The 16798-nt window shown below is 41.7% G+C and carries 13 protein-coding genes, 1 pseudogene and 1 riboswitch; of the genes and pseudogenes, 6 read left to right on the top strand and 8 right to left on the bottom strand.

Annotated features, from left to right (window positions below; all coding sequences use genetic code 11):
* The 3 genes from CHB71_RS18130 to alaS are packed head-to-tail and all read right to left on the bottom strand — an operon-like array spanning position 1 to position 5191.
* A complete protein-coding gene (locus tag CHB71_RS18130) occupies positions 1-1110 on the bottom strand; it encodes a TlpA family protein disulfide reductase (RefSeq protein WP_089358378.1) in 1110 nt (369 codons plus the stop codon).
* Positions 1107-2576 carry an Asp-tRNA(Asn)/Glu-tRNA(Gln) amidotransferase subunit GatB gene (gatB, locus tag CHB71_RS18135; protein ID WP_089358379.1) on the bottom strand — a complete coding sequence of 490 codons (1470 nt, stop codon included), beginning with the start codon at positions 2574-2576 and terminating at the stop codon, positions 1107-1109. The genes CHB71_RS18130 and gatB overlap by 4 nt, the downstream gene beginning before the upstream one ends.
* Positions 2576-5191, bottom strand: a complete 2616-nt coding sequence (gene alaS, locus CHB71_RS18140; RefSeq protein ID WP_089358380.1) for an alanine--tRNA ligase — start codon at positions 5189-5191, stop codon at positions 2576-2578. The genes gatB and alaS overlap by 1 nt, the downstream gene beginning before the upstream one ends.
* 140 nt (positions 5192-5331) lie before the next feature.
* Between alaS and CHB71_RS18145 the strand changes: the two genes are divergently transcribed.
* From CHB71_RS18145 to dprA, 4 genes are all read left to right on the top strand, one after another.
* On the top strand, positions 5332-6315 hold the full coding sequence (locus CHB71_RS18145; protein ID WP_089358381.1) for a M23 family metallopeptidase: 984 nt from the start codon (positions 5332-5334) through the stop codon (positions 6313-6315).
* Between the two features lie 66 nt (positions 6316-6381).
* The gene (locus CHB71_RS18150; protein WP_089358382.1) at positions 6382-7566 is read left to right on the top strand and encodes a CapA family protein; all 1185 of its coding nucleotides are present in this window, start codon (positions 6382-6384) and stop codon (positions 7564-7566) included.
* A gap of 16 nt (positions 7567-7582) precedes the next feature.
* Positions 7583-7921 carry a MerR family transcriptional regulator gene (locus tag CHB71_RS18155; protein ID WP_089358398.1) on the top strand — a complete coding sequence of 113 codons (339 nt, stop codon included), beginning with the start codon at positions 7583-7585 and terminating at the stop codon, positions 7919-7921.
* A 3-nt stretch (positions 7922-7924) separates the two neighbouring features.
* Positions 7925-9022, top strand: coding sequence for a DNA-processing protein DprA (dprA, locus tag CHB71_RS18160; RefSeq protein ID WP_089358383.1), 1098 nt, complete (start codon positions 7925-7927; stop codon positions 9020-9022).
* On the opposite strand, the gene CHB71_RS18165 is transcribed toward dprA, so the two are convergent.
* Genes CHB71_RS18165 through CHB71_RS18185 form a run of 5 tightly spaced genes read right to left on the bottom strand, consistent with a single transcriptional unit; the run spans position 9015 to position 14904 of the window.
* Positions 9015-9860 (bottom strand): hydroxymethylglutaryl-CoA lyase, encoded by an 846-nt coding sequence (locus CHB71_RS18165; RefSeq protein ID WP_089358384.1) that lies wholly within the window; start codon positions 9858-9860, stop codon positions 9015-9017. The two genes, dprA and CHB71_RS18165, sit on opposite strands and share 8 nt — an antisense overlap.
* 11 nt (positions 9861-9871) lie before the next feature.
* Complete coding sequence (gene metF, locus CHB71_RS18170) at positions 9872-10825, bottom strand: methylenetetrahydrofolate reductase [NAD(P)H] (RefSeq protein WP_089358385.1); 954 nt, start codon at positions 10823-10825, stop codon at positions 9872-9874.
* Complete coding sequence (gene metH / locus CHB71_RS18175; protein WP_089358399.1) at positions 10826-13474, bottom strand: methionine synthase; 2649 nt, start codon at positions 13472-13474, stop codon at positions 10826-10828.
* A 41-nt stretch (positions 13475-13515) separates the two neighbouring features.
* The gene (locus CHB71_RS18180) at positions 13516-13869 is read right to left on the bottom strand and encodes a four helix bundle protein (RefSeq protein WP_089358386.1); all 354 of its coding nucleotides are present in this window, start codon (positions 13867-13869) and stop codon (positions 13516-13518) included.
* Positions 13870-13875: 6 nt separating this feature from the next.
* Positions 13876-14904 (bottom strand): homocysteine S-methyltransferase family protein, encoded by a 1029-nt coding sequence (locus tag CHB71_RS18185; protein WP_089358387.1) that lies wholly within the window; start codon positions 14902-14904, stop codon positions 13876-13878.
* Between the two features lie 45 nt (positions 14905-14949).
* A riboswitch (SAM riboswitch) is annotated at positions 14950-15061 on the bottom strand.
* A gap of 59 nt (positions 15062-15120) precedes the next feature.
* On the opposite strand from CHB71_RS18185, the gene CHB71_RS18190 reads away from it, so the two are divergent.
* Complete coding sequence (locus CHB71_RS18190; protein WP_089358388.1) at positions 15121-16026, top strand: Ppx/GppA phosphatase family protein; 906 nt, start codon at positions 15121-15123, stop codon at positions 16024-16026.
* 191 nt (positions 16027-16217) lie between these two features.
* Positions 16218-16798, top strand: a pseudogene (locus CHB71_RS18195) (hypothetical protein); the annotation flags it as partial.

Raw genomic sequence — 16798 nt, forward strand, 5'->3', positions numbered from 1 at the left:
TTACCCGAAAATCTCCTTCAGCTTGGCCTCCAGGCTAGCTCCTCTTAAGTTTTTCGCAATTATTTTCCCATCAGGATCGATGAGAAAAGTAGCAGGTATAGCACTTACCTGGTAGTCCTGAGCCGCTTCGCTTCTCCAGAACTTCAGGTCAGAAACATGTAACCATGGTAGTCCATCCTGTGCAATAGCTCCCAACCATTTTTCTCTGGTCTTGTCAAGAGATACACCTAATATTTCAAAGTTTTCTCCACCGTATTCATTGTAAACCCGCACCACGTTCGGGTTTTCCGCACGGCACGGTCGACACCAGGCAGCCCAGAAGTCAATCAACACATACTTGCCTCGCAGTGAACTCAACTTGATAACCTCCCCGTCCGGATTCTCAAGGGCTATTTCTGGAGCCATTTTACCAATGGCTAAATTTCTTTTGGTTGATACCTGTGAAATCAAACTCTCCACATGAAAGTTTTCTGGCATCTCAGCCTGTAGTTCAGTAGCAATGCTATCAATAAAAGCAAAGTTTTGAGTCGCATCAATCATCTGCAAACCATAAAAGGAAGCAAGCGAAGGACTTGCTTCTCTGATTAGGTCTTTGAGTTCGGCTTCCGTCTGTTTTGCCAAATTCATCATCTGCATTTGTGAAGTTTGAAATGCCTGTGCATCATTATTAGCTCTAGCCTGGCGCTGAGCCTGCTGAAAACCCTGAACCTGCTGACGATACGTTTGCATCATTGCATCTATTTGGTTTTTGTATTCAGTATCGTAAGAACCTGATACTTCAGAAAAACCTTGTGGATCGTTCCCATGTGCGTTTACAACTACATGTTCCTCTTCACCTGTTAGTATCAACGTGATGATCTGCCGCCCATTAAAATTAAGTCTGAAAAAAGCAGGTTCATCAATTGTTAAGTATTCTTCAAAATCTCCATCCGATGACACCTCCAGAGTATCAAATGGCTGCACTCCATTCGCTCCGATGAATTCTACATAGGCAAAACCACCAGCAGGAAATTGCTCCAGATTACCAGATAGCTTCACTCCTTGTTCACTTGGTTGACTACAGCCAGCCATTCCTATCAATAAGCCTAATATTGTCAAAAATCGCATCATTCTTCTTTTTCTTTTTTGTCCAACGCATCTCTCAAAAGTTCGTTCGCTTTCTGAGGATTCGCGGCTCCCTCTGTCTTTTTCATTACCTCTCCCATAAACATTCCCATCAGGTTTTTCTTTCCGTTCTGATAGGCCTTCACTTTTTCGGGAAACGCTCCCAATACCTCCAAAATTATATCGGAAATATCGTCTTGTCCTGATATATCAATCTTAAGTTCACTTATAGCATCTGATACAGTTTTGTTTGTGTTATTTACCAGGTATGGAAAAACCTGCTTTCCGGCCAGCGAAGAATTGATCTTTTTATTCTCCACAGCTTCAACAAGCTCTGAAAGTTGTTCAGGAGCAATCGGAATGGTAATCTCATCCCCTTCCTGTTCATTCAAGATGGATTTAATTGGACCCATCACCCAGTTTGCAACCTGCTTGTAATGTGTGGTTTTTTCACAAACCTCCTCAAAAAATGCAGCTACCTCTTTTTCACTGGTAAGTACTTCGGTATCATAAACTGACAAGCCATATTCCTCAACAAATCTTGATCTTAGCTGCCGTGGGGTCGCAGGCATGCTCAAACGAATTTCATTCAGCCAATCTTCTGTAACTTCAAAAGGGCTTAGGTCCGGCTCTGGGAAATACCTGTAATCGTTGAGTTCTTCCTTCGTCCGCATACTGAAAGTTGTGCCGGTATTTGCATCATAAAGTCTGGTTTCCGTAATGATCGGTTTTCCTTCTTCAACCAAATTTATCTGACGTTTAAATTCGTGCTTGATTGCACGTCCTACATTACGAATGGAGTTCATGTTCTTTACCTCCACTTTTTTCCCAAGCTCAGTATCGGATTTTTTACGCACCGAAATATTTGCATCGCACCTTAGGGATCCTTGCTCCATATTTCCATCACAGATCTCAAGATATCGGACCATTCGCCTGATCTCAGTCATAAAAGCCATCGCTTCATCGGCAGAATGAATTGTCGGTTCAGTTACCAATTCAATTAATGGTACTCCTGCCCGATTTAGATCGATGAAAGATTCATCCGAATGCTCATCGTGAATCGATTTGCCTGCATCTTCTTCCAGATGGATCCGATTCAGTTTCACATTCACCTCCTCACCATCTTTCAGGTTTACAGGGACTACTCCACCAATACAAATAGGCGTTCTGTCCTGAGTGGTTTGAAAACCTTTTGGTGAATCCGGATAGAAGTAATTTTTCCGATCGAAAATGCAATAGCGGGAAATATCGCATCCACATGCCAGTCCCATCCTTATTGCATACTCCACCGCTTTTTTATTAAGCTTCGGCATGATGCCAGGATGTGCAAGCGTGATGACGCTAACATTCGTATTGGGTGGTTGACCATACGCTGTTGACTCAGCTGTAAAAAGCTTACTTTCAGTTGAAAGTTGGATGTGAATTTCCAGTCCAACAACCAATTGATATTCGCTATAAGCTTCTGTGCTCATTAAGAAGCTTCTATCAAGTCAGTTCCAATCTTGAGCGCTTCATCCAGTCCGGAAAGGTCTTTCCCTCCTGCAGTGGCATAGAATGGCTGTCCACCTCCACCACCTTTAATAGCACTCGCCATTTTCCGAATGATTTCATTGGCGTTCATCCCGTTCTTCACCAGATCATCAGCCAGCATTACAGTCAACATCGGCTTATCATTGATATTGGCACCAATCAATAGCACCAGATTATCTACCTCCCTCTTAAGATCAAATGCCACCTGTTTCATACTATCAACTGACGGAAACTCGCCTTTGTAGGTAATGAGTTTTTTGCCGTTTACTTCTTTAGCGTCATTCTTTAGCTGATTTTTGATCTGTCCAGCTTGCTGATTGTTCAGTTGATCCAACTTCTTCTGGTTTGCTAAATTCTCCTTCACAAGATTTTCAACAGACTTTTTCAAGTCTTTCGGGTTCTTCAGCATTTCCTCTAATTCCGTAATCAGATTTAGCTTTTGCTTATAGAATTTTTCAGCTTCCACGGAAGTAACCGCTTCAATTCTTCTTACTCCTGCTGCACTGGATCCTTCGCTTACAATTTTGAACAAACCTATATTCCCCGTTCGTGGCACATGCGTACCTCCACACAACTCGACAGAGTATCGCGGGTCAAATGTGATTACACGTACAAAATCACCATACTTCTCTCCGAAAAGAGCCATTGCTCCCATTTCTTGAGCTTTTTCTATTGGTACATTCTGCTTTTCATCCAGTGCAATATTCTCACGAATCTTTTGGTTGACGATTTGCTCCACTTCCTCGATCTCTTCTGCCGTCATTTTAGAAAAATGAGAAAAATCGAATCGTAAGATTTTATCATTGACCAATGATCCTTTTTGCTGCACATGATCGCCAAGCACCTCTCTTAGTGCTGCATGTAACAAATGCGTAGCAGAGTGATTATTCTCCGTCAATCTTCTTTTGCTTTCATTCACCACGGCTTTTACTTCTCCATCCAATGAAGCAGGAAGCTTTTTCGTGAAATGGACAATTAAGTCATTTTCCTTTTTGGTATCTACTACCTCAATTTTTTCATCAGTGAACTGAAGATATCCGGTATCACCTACCTGCCCACCGCTTTCTGCATAAAATGGAGTAGCCTCCAACACGATTTGAAACTGTGTTTTGTCCTTTTGCTTGACCTCTCGGTAGCGAAGAACTTTTGTAGTTGATTGCGTATCGGTATAGCCTAAGAATGTAACATCATCACCCTCATTTACTACTGTCCAGTCTCCAGTCGTTTGCTTTCCGGCACTCTTGGATCGATTCTTCTGGACTTCCATTTCTTTTTTGAAGCCCGCCTCGTCCACTTCCATGTTATTCTCTCTGGCAATGAGAGCGGTCAAATCCAAAGGGAAACCGTAAGTATCATACAATTCAAAAGCAGTAGAACCTGCAATAGTTTTTGAACTACCTGAAGTAATGGTGTCCAATTTCTTTAATCCATTATCAAGTGTTCTTAGAAAAGAAAGCTCTTCCTCTTTGATCACTTTCGCAATGAAGTCTTTTTGACCGGTTAGTTCAGGGAAAACGCCATCAAATTGATCGACAAGTATGTCTAGCATCTCATGAAGGAAAGGCTCTTTAAATCTAAGGAAAGTATATCCATACCTTACCGCCCTTCTAAGAATTCTTCTGATGACATACCCCGCCTTATTATTACTTGGAAGTTGACCATCAGCAATCGTGAATGCTATTGCTCTGATATGATCAGAAATCACCCGAATGGCAATATCTGTCTTTTCATCATTTCCGTACTCAACACCACCCTTTTTGGCAACCCACTGGATCAAAGGCTGGAAAACATCCGTATCATAGTTTGATTGCTTGCCTTGAATGGCCATTGCCAATCGCTCAAAGCCCATGCCCGTATCGACATGTTTCTCTGGAAGATTTTCTAAAATTCCGTTTGAAAGGCGGTTATACTGAATAAAAACCAGGTTCCAGATTTCCACCACTTGGGGATGATCCTGATTAACCAGGTCCTTTCCTGGCACTTTATCTACCTCACTTTGTGGTCGGAGGTCAATATGGAGTTCTGAACATGGACCACATGGGCCTGTATCTCCCATTTCCCAGAAATTATCTTTCTTATTACCATTCAACACCCTATCCTCTGGGAGATGTTTCATCCAGAATTTCTTTGCTTCACTATCCTGATCAAGGTTTTCAGTTGAATCCCCTTCAAAAATTGTGGCATAAAAACGATCTTTAGGTAACTTAAATTGGCCAGTAAGCAGCTCCCATGCCCATTCTATTGCTTCCTCCTTGAAATAGTCTCCAAAAGACCAGTTTCCAAGCATTTCAAACATGGTATGGTGATAGGTGTCTATTCCAACTTCTTCCAGATCATTGTGCTTTCCCGACACACGAAGACACTTTTGCGTGTCTGCAACTCGCTTATTTTCGGCAACCTTATTACCTAAAAAATAGTCTTTAAACTGATTCATGCCCGCGTTTGTAAACATGAGCGTTGGATCATTTTGCACGACTATCGGCGCAGAAGGCACGATTTTATGCTTTTTGCTTTCGAAGAATTCGAGAAAAGTTCTTCTTATTGATTTAGAATCCATTGAAGCTGAATGAATTAGAATGTTAATGTTAAATCTTGCAATTATGAAAAAATCTTAATTATCCGTAAATTGCAGCCGTAATTTGTGAACCACCTACAGAAAATTATTTTACAAAATTACGACAATTACCCTATCAACCCATGGCAAAAATTAAGTACTACTATGACACAGAATCCTGCCGGTATGAGCGCATAAAGGTCTCATCATGGGACATCATCATCAACCTGATGGGTTTTCTGGTAGTTTCTTCAATCATCGGACTAGGAATCTTTTTTGTGACTGATCACTACTTTGAGTCACCGGCAAAGGCCTCATTAAGGAAAGAAAATGAAGAGCTAAAACTGTATTATGAGCTTTTAGAAAAAGATTTAAATGAAGCAAACCGTATGCTATCGGTACTTGAAGAGCGCGATGATGACATTTATCGAGTGGTTTTTGGAGTTGAGCCTATCCCCGATGAAATAAGATCTGCAGGTGTAGGGGGAGCAAATAGATATCGGGACCTGCTGGAGCAAGGATTAAAGCGAGAGGAGCTGATTCTGACTAACATGCAGCGAATTGATAAACTGAAAAAGCAGATGTATATCCAAACAAAATCGTACGACGAGATTGTGGATATGGCAAAAAACAAAGAAGCACTTCTTGCTAGCCTTCCTGCAATACAGCCACTATCAAATAAAGAATTGAAGCGTTTATCTTCAGGGTTTGGTTACCGAATTGATCCAATTTACAAAACCAAGCGCATGCATCCGGGAACAGACTTTTCTGTAAAAGTAGGTACTCCTGTATACGCAACTGGTGATGGTGTTGTGAAGTTTACCAGGACCAGATTCAGCGGGTATGGTAAGCAAATTGAAATCAACCATGGCTTTGGCTATGTAACTAAGTATGCTCACTTAAGTGAATTCGCTGTAAAAGCGGGACAAAAAGTTAAGAGAGGTCAAATCATAGCATACTCTGGAAACACCGGAAAGTCAACCGCTCCACACCTTCACTATGAGGTAATCAAGGATGGTAAAAAAGTAAATCCTGTGAACTACTTCTACCGCGATTTGACTGATGAGGAGTATGCTGAAATTTTAAGATTGTCTTCGATCGAGAATCAGGCAATGGGTTCTTACTAGTTTAAATACTAAAAGATATTAAGAGCGGTTAGTCATTATGGTTAACCGCTTTTTTATTTGCAGTCAATGAAAACACATCATTTCCTACTTATCCTGATTTCTGCTTGGGCGTGTAAATCTGTAAAAACAACTCAAGGCTCCATTGATGTAATACCTGTTGATACAGTAGCGAAAGATGTTACTGTTGATACGATCTTTCTTGTCACTCAAAAAGGAGACACACTATCAGGGCTGGATGAAGAAATTGAGATTACCATGGATCGACTGCTTCCTGACACAGTTACTATTGCAGCAGTTGGAGACATCATGATCGGAACCAACTTCCCTAACAAATCCTACCTGCCAGATAATGACGGCTCCTATCTGTGGCGTGATGTCCAGCCGTTTTTACAGAATGCAAACATCACTTTCGGGAATCTGGAGGGTACCATATTGGACGAGGGTGGAGAACAAAAAGAGTGCAACAACCCTAAGCTTTGCTACCTGTTTCGTTCTCCGGAATACCTCGCCAGAAATTTTACAGCGAATGGATTTGATCTTATGAGCGTGGCAAACAATCATGCTAACGATTTTGGGGAAACCGGGAGGAAAAATACACAGCGTGTGCTGGATTCATTGGGTATTGCTCATGCGGGTTCTGTTGATCAGCCTTTTACCATTGCAAAAATTGGGCGCCTGAAAATTGGATTTTGTGCTTTCGCTCCAAACAGAGGCACGGTAAGTATTCATCAATATGAAAACATTAAGTCAATCATACAGCATCTTGATTCACTGACGGATATCGTTGTGGCATCTTTTCATGCTGGCGCTGAAGGCTCTAAACATCAGCATGTTACAAGAAAACGTGAATATTATTACGGAGAAGATCGCGGCAATGTCTATGAGCTGGCACATTTGATGATTGACAATGGGGCCGATATTATTTTGGGCCATGGGCCACATATTGTCCGGGCTATTGAAGTTTACAAAGAACGCATCATTGCCTATAGTCTGGGGAATTTTCTAACCTATGGCAGATTCAATTTAAGAGGTTTGGCAGGCGAAGCACCATTGCTAATTGTAAAAACCGATGCAACTGGAAGGTTTATGACGGGTCAGATTCATGCCTTTCGTCAAAGTTATTCGCTTGGTCCAAGAAATGATTTGAATCTTTCTTCAATAAAAACAATCCAACGATTATCTTTGGAAGACTTCCCTGAAAATCCAGTGACAATTGATGATGAGGGAAGGATAATCTATCTTGATAAATAAAGCCTATTCACCAACCGTGCCCTACAAGGAAAAGGAAATTGAAAAGAAGTACTACACTATCGGCGAAGTAGCTGATGAATTGGGTGTAGCCACTTCTCTTATCCGTTTTTGGGAAGGTGAGTTTAACAACATAAAGCCGAAAAAGAACCGAAAGGGTAACAGGCAATTCACAAAGGATGACCTTCAGAATGTCAAGCTAATTTATCACCTGGTAAAGGAAAAAGGCTACACGCTACAAGGAGCCAGAGACTTCATCGCTAATGGAGGAGACACTGCATCAGATAAAATGGAGATGATTGAATCGCTGAAGAAGATTAGAAAATTCTTAACAGAACTTAAGAGCGAACTTCCATAGCATATGTCAGAGGAGTTGGTTTTCCAGATTGCACTGGAGCTGATTCCAGGAGTGGGTAATAGAGGCACCAAGCAGCTGATGAGCTATTGTGGCTCAGCTACGGAAGTTTTTAAATCAACCAAAAGCAAACTCCTGAAGATTCCCGGAGTAGGTGAAAAGATGGCTGATGCGATAAAGCAGGCAAGTCCCTTTAAAGAAGCGGAAGCAATTGTTCAATCAGCTGAGAAGATAGGAGCTGAAGTTTTACACTACACCAATTCAAAATTTCCAAAACGATTAAAGCAAGCCCCTGACGCTCCAAGCATACTTTATAAGAAAGGAGCAGGTGAACTAAATCCCAAGCGCAGTATTGCTGTGGTAGGTACCCGGAAAGCCACGGAGTATGGAAAAGGAATCACAGATAAAATCATAGCAGACCTATCTGCTTTAGATGTGACCGTCATTAGTGGATTGGCATATGGGATAGATATTCAGGCACACAAGGCGAGCCTGAAAAATAATCTTCCCACTATTGCAATACTAGCCGGTGGATTGGATCGAATCTATCCCTCCGTACATAAAAAATATGCGGAAGAAATGCAGGAAATAGGAGCCATCATCACAGAAAGTATTCCCGGAACCAAACCCGATCCACATCTTTTTCCGGCAAGGAATCGCATCATTGCAGGCATGACGGATGCTACCATTGTAGTTGAAGCTGCTGCCAAGGGTGGAGCATTAATTACTGCCAACATTGCGGACTCTTACAATCGACTGGTGTTTGCAGTCCCCGGTGATATTGGTCATACCCATTCAGAAGGAACCAACAAATTAATTGCAACTCAACGTGCCCTCATTTATACCGGGGTAGAAGACTTGATTTATCACCTGAACTGGGATGTTAGTCATGAAGACGAAGCACCCAAGATCATACCTGAACTCTCAGAATCTGAACAAATCATTTTTGAATTGCTGACAGATAGCAGAGCTCCTCTGGAAATTGATCTGATCGCAATGAAAACGCAAATACCCATCAATCAAGTAGCTTCTCATTTGCTAGGGTTGGAATTTAAAAACCTGGTGAAGAGTATGCCAGGGAAGAAGTTTGGGTTGGTTAGTTAAAGACCGAGGTACTCAAGCTCATAGCTTTTTCGAATTCACTCATATCTAGTCCCATTTCCACTTCTCTAGACTGAAAATAATTGAGCATTTTCTCAGTCGCCATATTTCCGGTTAGATCATCTTTAGCCATTGGGCAACCACCAAATCCTTTGATCGCTCCATCCATTCTCCGACAGCCTGATTCATAGGCTGCCGCAACTTTTTCTTCTATAGTATCAGGCGTAGAATGAAGGTGCGCTCCAAACTCGATATGGGGGAATTTCGGAATTAGCGTTTCGAACAATGTGGAGATATTGGCAGGCTGAGAAACACCTATGGTATCTGCAAGTGAAATAACCTGAACCTCCATCCTATCCAGTCGATCCACAAATTCACCTACATAATCCATTTCGTAGGGATCACCATAAGGATTGCCAAATCCCATGGATAAGTAAACGACCAACGCTTTTTCGTGATCCTCAGCCAACTCCTGCATTTCTGCCAGGTCATTGAAAGCATCATTGATGGATCGGTTAGTATTTCGTTGCTGGAAGGTTTCAGATAGAGAAAGTGGGTATCCTAAGTATCGAATTTCATCAAATTGACAAGCATCTTTTGCACCACGAATATTTGCCACAATGGCAAGCAGCTTTGATTGAGTGTCCGACAGGTTAAGACCATCCAAAACTTCAGCAGTATCCCGCATTTGCGGAATTGCTTTAGGCGAAACAAAACTCCCAAAATCAATGGTATCAAAACCTACCTTGAGGAGTTGGTTGATGTAATTGATTTTAGTTTCAGTTGGGATAAAGTCATGCAGCCCCTGCATGGCGTCTCTTGGGCACTCGATTATCTTCATGGCCGCCAAAACTAAAAAAACTCCTTCGCTATTCGGTGAATGGCGTCTGATTTTCCCATGCTATAAAAGTGAATAACAGGTGCTCCTTTATCTACCAACTCCCTACACTGCTGAATCCCCCACTCAATACCCAATTCTTTCACTGCCGCATTATCCTTACACTTCGTGATTTCCTGTTCTAATTCATCCGGAAGGTCTATTTTAAAGATATTTGGAAGGATGGTAAGATGTCTTTTCACAGCAACAGGTTTGATTCCCGGTATAATTGGCACATTGATCCCAATTGCACGGCAGTCATCTACAAACTTGAAGTAGGCTTTATTGTCAAAAAACATCTGAGTGACGATATATTCTGCCCCTAGCTCTACCTTTTTCTTCAACCATTTCAAATCGAAGTTCATATTAGGTGCTTCGAAATGCTTTTCGGGGTAGCCTGCTACTCCGATGCAAAAATTAGATGGTATGGCATTTTGCAGCTCATCGTCCAGGTATTCACCTTTATTCATTGCTGAAATTTGCTCAACCAGATCGGACGCATAGGCATTACCGTCTGGTTCAGGATTGAATTCGCGTTCAGACTTAATGTTATCTCCTCTAAGTGCCAGCACATTGTCTATACCTAAAAAATTGAGATCGATTAAGGCATTCTCCGTTTCCTCCTTTGAAAATCCACCACAGATGATGTGTGGAACTGCATCAATCTGATAATGGTTTTGAATAGCTGCACAAATCCCAACCGTTCCGGGTCGTTTTTTAATGCTTCGCTTCTCTAATAATCCATTTTCCCGCTCTTTATAAACATACTCTTCCCTATGATACGTCACATCAATAAATGGAGGTTTGAATTCCATTAATGGATCTATCTGAGCAAAGAGATTTTTAATGCTATCGCCTTTTTTAGGAGGTATAATCTCCAAAGAAAAGAGTGTCTTATCAGCATTCGTTATATGTTCGGTTACTTTCATTTACTTATAATTCAGGTTCGGCGAGAGCCACTTTTCAACCTCACCTTCGCTCATTTGTTTTCTTTTGGCATAATCCTCCACCTGATCTTTGCTGATTTTCCCCAACCCAAAATACTTAGATTCAGGATGCGAGAAGTAGAACCCACTGACTGCAGCTGTTGGGTACATGGCATAAGATTCAGTTAGCGTAATACCTGTGTTTTTCTCCACCTCCAGTAATTCGAAAAGCGTCTTCTTTTCCGTATGATCCGGGCAAGCAGGGTAGCCGGGTGCCGGTCGTATGCCCTTATACTTTTCTTTGATCAAATCCTCATTTGACCATTTTTCGTTAGCAGCATATCCCCACAGTTCTTTCCTTATTTTTTCATGCATCAACTCTGCAAATGCTTCTGCTAACCGATCAGCCAGTGCTTTGGCCATGATCTCTTTGTAATCATCATGCTCTGCTTTGTATCGCTCAACCAGTTTTTCCAATCCCACGCCTGCAGTGACTGCAAACCCACCCATATAGTCCTCCTTCTCAGCATTTATAAAATCAACCAAGGAAAGGTTAGGAACGCCTGGCGCTTTTTTGCCTTGTTGCCTAAGGAAATGGAATTGCTTGTCATTATCTACAATTACAACATCATCTCCTTTACGGCAAACCTTGAATAAGCCCACTACTCCGTTGGCTTGAAGCGAGCGATTCTCGATGATTTCATCAAGCATCTCCTGTGCCTCACTGAAAAGTTTCTTTGCTTCTTCACCTACTGTCGGGTTCTCAAAAATCGCTGGATATTTTCCCTTAAGCATCCAGGTGGAGAAAAATGGAGTCCAGTCGATGTACTTTCTGATTTCTGATAAATCATAATTGTTAAAGACCGTAATTCCTTCTTTATTAGGCTCAAGAATTGGTGACTGACTCCAATCAATGGGAGCAGGATTTGCTTTAGCCTGATCGTACGATATATAGCTTTTTGTTTCTGTTCTGGAGGCATGATCAGCCGCCAAAACTTCATATTCCGATTTAATTTGCTTACTGAACTCAGTCGACCTATCGCTTAATAAGTTAGTAGAAACACCAACACTTTTGGATGCATCCAGGACATGAATTACGGCTTGATCATACTTTGGAGATATTTTGACCGCCGTATGAATTCGGGAAGTTGTAGCCCCACCTATCAAAAGCGGAGTTTTCATTTTTCTTCGATTCATCTCTTCTGCGACATTCACCATCTCGTCCAGCGAAGGAGTGATCAGCCCACTCAATCCAATGATATCTGCACCAATTTCATCCGCACGATCTAATATTTTATCTGCCGGAACCATCACTCCCATGTCCTCGATATCAAAATTGTTGCAAGCCATCACCACACCTACGATGTTCTTCCCAATATCGTGTACGTCACCCTTTACTGTAGCCAGCAAAATTTTTCCTTTGGTATTTCCGGAAGCTTTTTCTTTTTCTAAATAGGGTGTCAAATAAGCTACCGACTTTTTCATCACCCTGGCACTTTTTACTACCTGAGGGAGAAACATCTTCCCACTTCCAAAAAGGTCGCCAACCACATTCATGCCGTCCATTAAAGGTCCTTCGATCACCTGTAATGGACTATTGTATTTTGCTCGAGCCTCTTCCGTGTCTTCTTCAATAAAATCAACGATCCCTTTCACCAACGCATGTGACAATCGATCTTCCACGGTGGCTTCACGCCAACCGAGATCTTCTACTTTTTTCTTCCCTCCTCCTTTTACATTTTCAGCAAAGGCCAACATGCGTTCAGTGGCATCATCTCTCCGATTAAGGAGTACATCTTCAACATGCTCCAAAAGATCTTTTGGGATCTCATCATACACCTCAATCATTCCTGCATTTACAATACCCATGTCCATTCCAGCCTGAATGCCGTGATAGAGAAATGCGGAATGCATCGCCTCACGCACCACATTGTTTCCACGAAACGAAAATGAAACGTTACTTACTCCTCCACTTACCTTAGCTCCCGGCAAATTTTCTTTGATCCACTTAGTCGCCTGGAAAAAGTCCAGCGCATTATTGTTATGCTCCTCAATACCTGTTGCAACCGGGAAAATATTCGGGTCAAAAATGATATCCTGTGGTGGAAATTTCACCACATCTACGAGTATCCGATAGCTCCTTTCACAGATCTCAATTCTTCGTTCATAGCTATCAGCCTGTCCCTTTTCATCAAAGGCCATCACAATTACTGCCGCACCGTACCGCTTGACTTTTTTTGCATGATCAATGAATTCCTGTTCGCCTTCTTTCAAGCTTATTGAATTCACAACACCTTTCCCTTGCACGCATTGTAGACCCGCTTCAATGATCTCCCATTTGGAAGAATCGATCATGATTGGGATTCGCGCGATTTCAGGTTCAGAAGCAATCAAATGAAGGAATTTGACTATGGCTTTTTTTCCATCAAGCATCCCCTCATCCATGTTCACATCCAGAATCTGCGCTCCTCCTCTTACCTGATCCAGCGCCACCTCAAGTGCTTCATCGTATTTATCTTCAGCTATGAGTCTTGCGAAGCGTTTAGATCCCGTTACATTGGTGCGTTCACCGACATTGACAAAGTTGGTGTGCTCGGTTACGATTAGTGGTTCTAAGCCGGAGAGTACAAGTGGCTTCATTACTTGCGTCATCGGCTGTCCGTCGACTGTCGACTGATATGCTGTTGACCTGCTCATCGTAACCCCTTCTTTAAAGCCTGTATCATCACAATAATTTCCTCGGTTTCTTTATAAAATCTATCAAAGTCTTCATCAGATATTATTTTCCTCCTCCTTCCTACATATAAACATGAAACCACTTCAATACCGGAACGTTGAGCATAGCCCAGAAACTTTGCGAATTCTTTGTTGGACTGCCCGGTAGATCCTTCGGCAATATTTAAACAAATAGAATCAGTAGCTCTTTTTAACTGAGAGGTAAGGATAAATCGCTCCTCAGTTGGAAACTTTTTCGTTAGTTCATCTATATCTCCAGTTAGTTCTAATGCCCTTTGCCAAACTCTTAAATTTTCAAACTTAAATGCCATAGTATTTTAGTTAACAGCCAAACCGTCGACAGTCGACTGTTGACTTTTAATTAGCCGAGGTTGATATCTTGCCGCCAAAGAGCTAATTTTTGCAATATGCTCCGGTGTTGTTCCACAACAGCCTCCTATTATATTTACCAATCCACCTTCTAAAAATTCCTTAATCTGATCAGCCATCATTTCCGGTGTTTCATCGTACTGTCCAAATTCATTGGGTAAACCTGCATTGGGATGAGCACTCACAAAAAAGTCAGACTTATCTGATAATATTTTAAGGTATGGCCGAAGCTGAGCAGCACCCAAGGCACAATTCAACCCTACACTCAATAAATCCATATGAGAGATTGAAATCAAAAACGCCTCTGTCGTTTGTCCTGAAAGTGTTCTGCCTGAAGCATCTGTAATCGTTCCTGAAACCATGACAGGTATGTCTATTCCTTTTTCATCCTTTACATCTTCTATTGCAAACAGTGCAGCCTTAGCGTTGAGTGTATCAAAAACGGTCTCTACAAGAAGCATGTCAACCCCTCCGTCAATCAATGCTTCTGCCTGCTGCTTATAGGCTACTCTTAATTCCTCGAATGTGATGGCGCGAAAACCGGGATCATTTACATCTGGTGAAAGAGATGCTGTTCTATTGGTTGGTCCCATGGATCCGGCGACAAATCGGGGCTTCTCAGGTTCTTTCTTGGTGAAATCATCAGCAACTTCCTTAGCAATTTTAGCTGATTGATAATTCAATTCATAAACCAAATCTTCCAAACCGTAATCAGCTTGTGCAATAGTGGTGCTGGAAAATGTATTGGTTTCTGCTATATCTGCACCCGCCTCAAAATATTGAGCGTGAATCTCTTTGATAATATCAGGCCTTGTAATTGAAAGCAGGTCATTGTTCCCTTTCAATGATTTGTCATGATCCTTCAATGACTCATTTCTGAAGTCAACCTCCTCCAGCTTATGACGCTGAATCATGGTGCCCATGGCTCCATCGAGCACCAGGATCTTTTTATGTAAAGTGTTAATTAAGTTCTTCATTCTCTGGCTTAAAGCTTACTTACCAGAGAAAGTTCCGATTGGATTCGCTCATCTGTCCCGTCACTGCGGGCTGGGAAGTAGCACCGAAACCCACACACTGGTGGACAGGTTGCTAAGACGTCATCGGGCCCAATCCCTCGGTCTTTCTTGATAAGTATTGCAAATATATGAGTTTTTAATTCCCAGCAATAAATTGGATGTTACCTTTATCTTAAGATGAAGTTAGCAGCGATTGATATAGGTTCCAATGCGGTTCGTTTACAAATAACAAGAGTGTTGGAATACGAAAAAATGATCACTTTTAAGAAGCTGGAGTACGTTCGGTTTCCGCTGAGATTGGGTCATGACGTATTCTCAGAAGGCAGGATCAGTGACTATAATGAAGAGCGTTTTTTTAAGTTGATGACCGCCTATAAAAACCTAATTGATTTATATGAGATAGATGCCTACTATGGATGTGCGACTTCAGCCATGCGTGAGTCCGAAAATGGAAAGGAGATTGTAGATCGAGTGCGTAAGGAGCTCGGTATCGACCTTCAGATCATATCAGGTGAGGATGAAGCAGAAATGATCAATAAGGTGATATTGCAAGGGCTGGATAATGATCATTATATTCATATCGATGTGGGTGGTGGTAGTACGGAACTCAACATCTATGAAAATCATCAAAAAGTGTATTCAAAATCCTTTAAGCTTGGTTCTGTCCGAATTTTAGAGGGGAAAGACACCTCTGAAAACTGGGGTGAGATGTGGGACTGGGTAAGTAAGTATGCTTTCAAGAAAGGCGAAAAAATTACCGCTATAGGGACAGGTGGTAACATTAACAAGCTGTTCGAGCTTTCTAACCCGGAAAAAAAGACACGTAAAATGTCTTTGAATAACTTGATGAGAACGCAAGATATTCTTAAAAATCTAACTCTAGATGATCGGCTAAACAAACTACAATTGAACCCTGACCGGGCCGATGTGATTGTTCCGGCATCCGACATTTACATTGAGGTCATGAAGGCGGCTAAAGCAAAAAGCATTATTGTTCCTGATGTTGGCCTGAAAGATGGGATCAACTATCATTTGTATCAAACACATCACCCCGAAAGTGAGAAGGTCTTCGTGAAAAACTAAGTTTAGATAAACGCACTAAATCTCTACCTTCATACCTCAACCTGTTAACGGCAAAATTTGTCTGTTTAGCTAAAACTCAAAAAACACCTACGCGAAGCTAATACTTTCGCCTACGCGAATACAGGGAGTGTTAACAATCATTTTATTTAGTCGATTCCTGCTCTTTTGCTGTGCTGAATAATAATAGAGAAATGAAAAGGGTTTTTGGAATATTGGCGTTGGGACTAATGATTGTTGCAGATTTATCTGCTCAAGATCATTCGATTGGGATTAATGTTTTAACCCCAAATCCAAATGCAGCTTTACACATTTCATCTAACAATAGTAATCAAGGGGTTTTACTTCCTGGGTTATCAACTGCTCAACGAATCTCGTTAAGTCTTGATTCAGAAGACACTGGCTTATTGGTTTTTGATACTGACTTGAAATCATTCTTTTATTGGAATGGTACGGTATGGGAGGGTATCAGAGACGGTGTAAATGATGAGGATGCAGATCCAGCCAATGAAATTCAGGATCTAAACCTTTCTGGTAATGATCTTACAATCACTGGAAATGGGGCGGCAACTACTATCGACCTGAGTGCGTATCTCGATGATACTGACACCAAGCTTACCGAAACGGAAGTAGATGCGTTCGTCGCTAACAATGGATACTTAACTACCGAAGCTGACGGGTCAACTACCAATGAAATTCAGGATCTAAACCTTTCCGGTAACGATCTTACAATCACTGGAAATGGGGCGGCAACTACCATCGACCTAAGTGCATA

Source organism: Ekhidna lutea, assembly GCF_900188325.1.
GTDB lineage: Bacteria > Bacteroidota > Bacteroidia > Cytophagales > Cyclobacteriaceae > Ekhidna > Ekhidna lutea.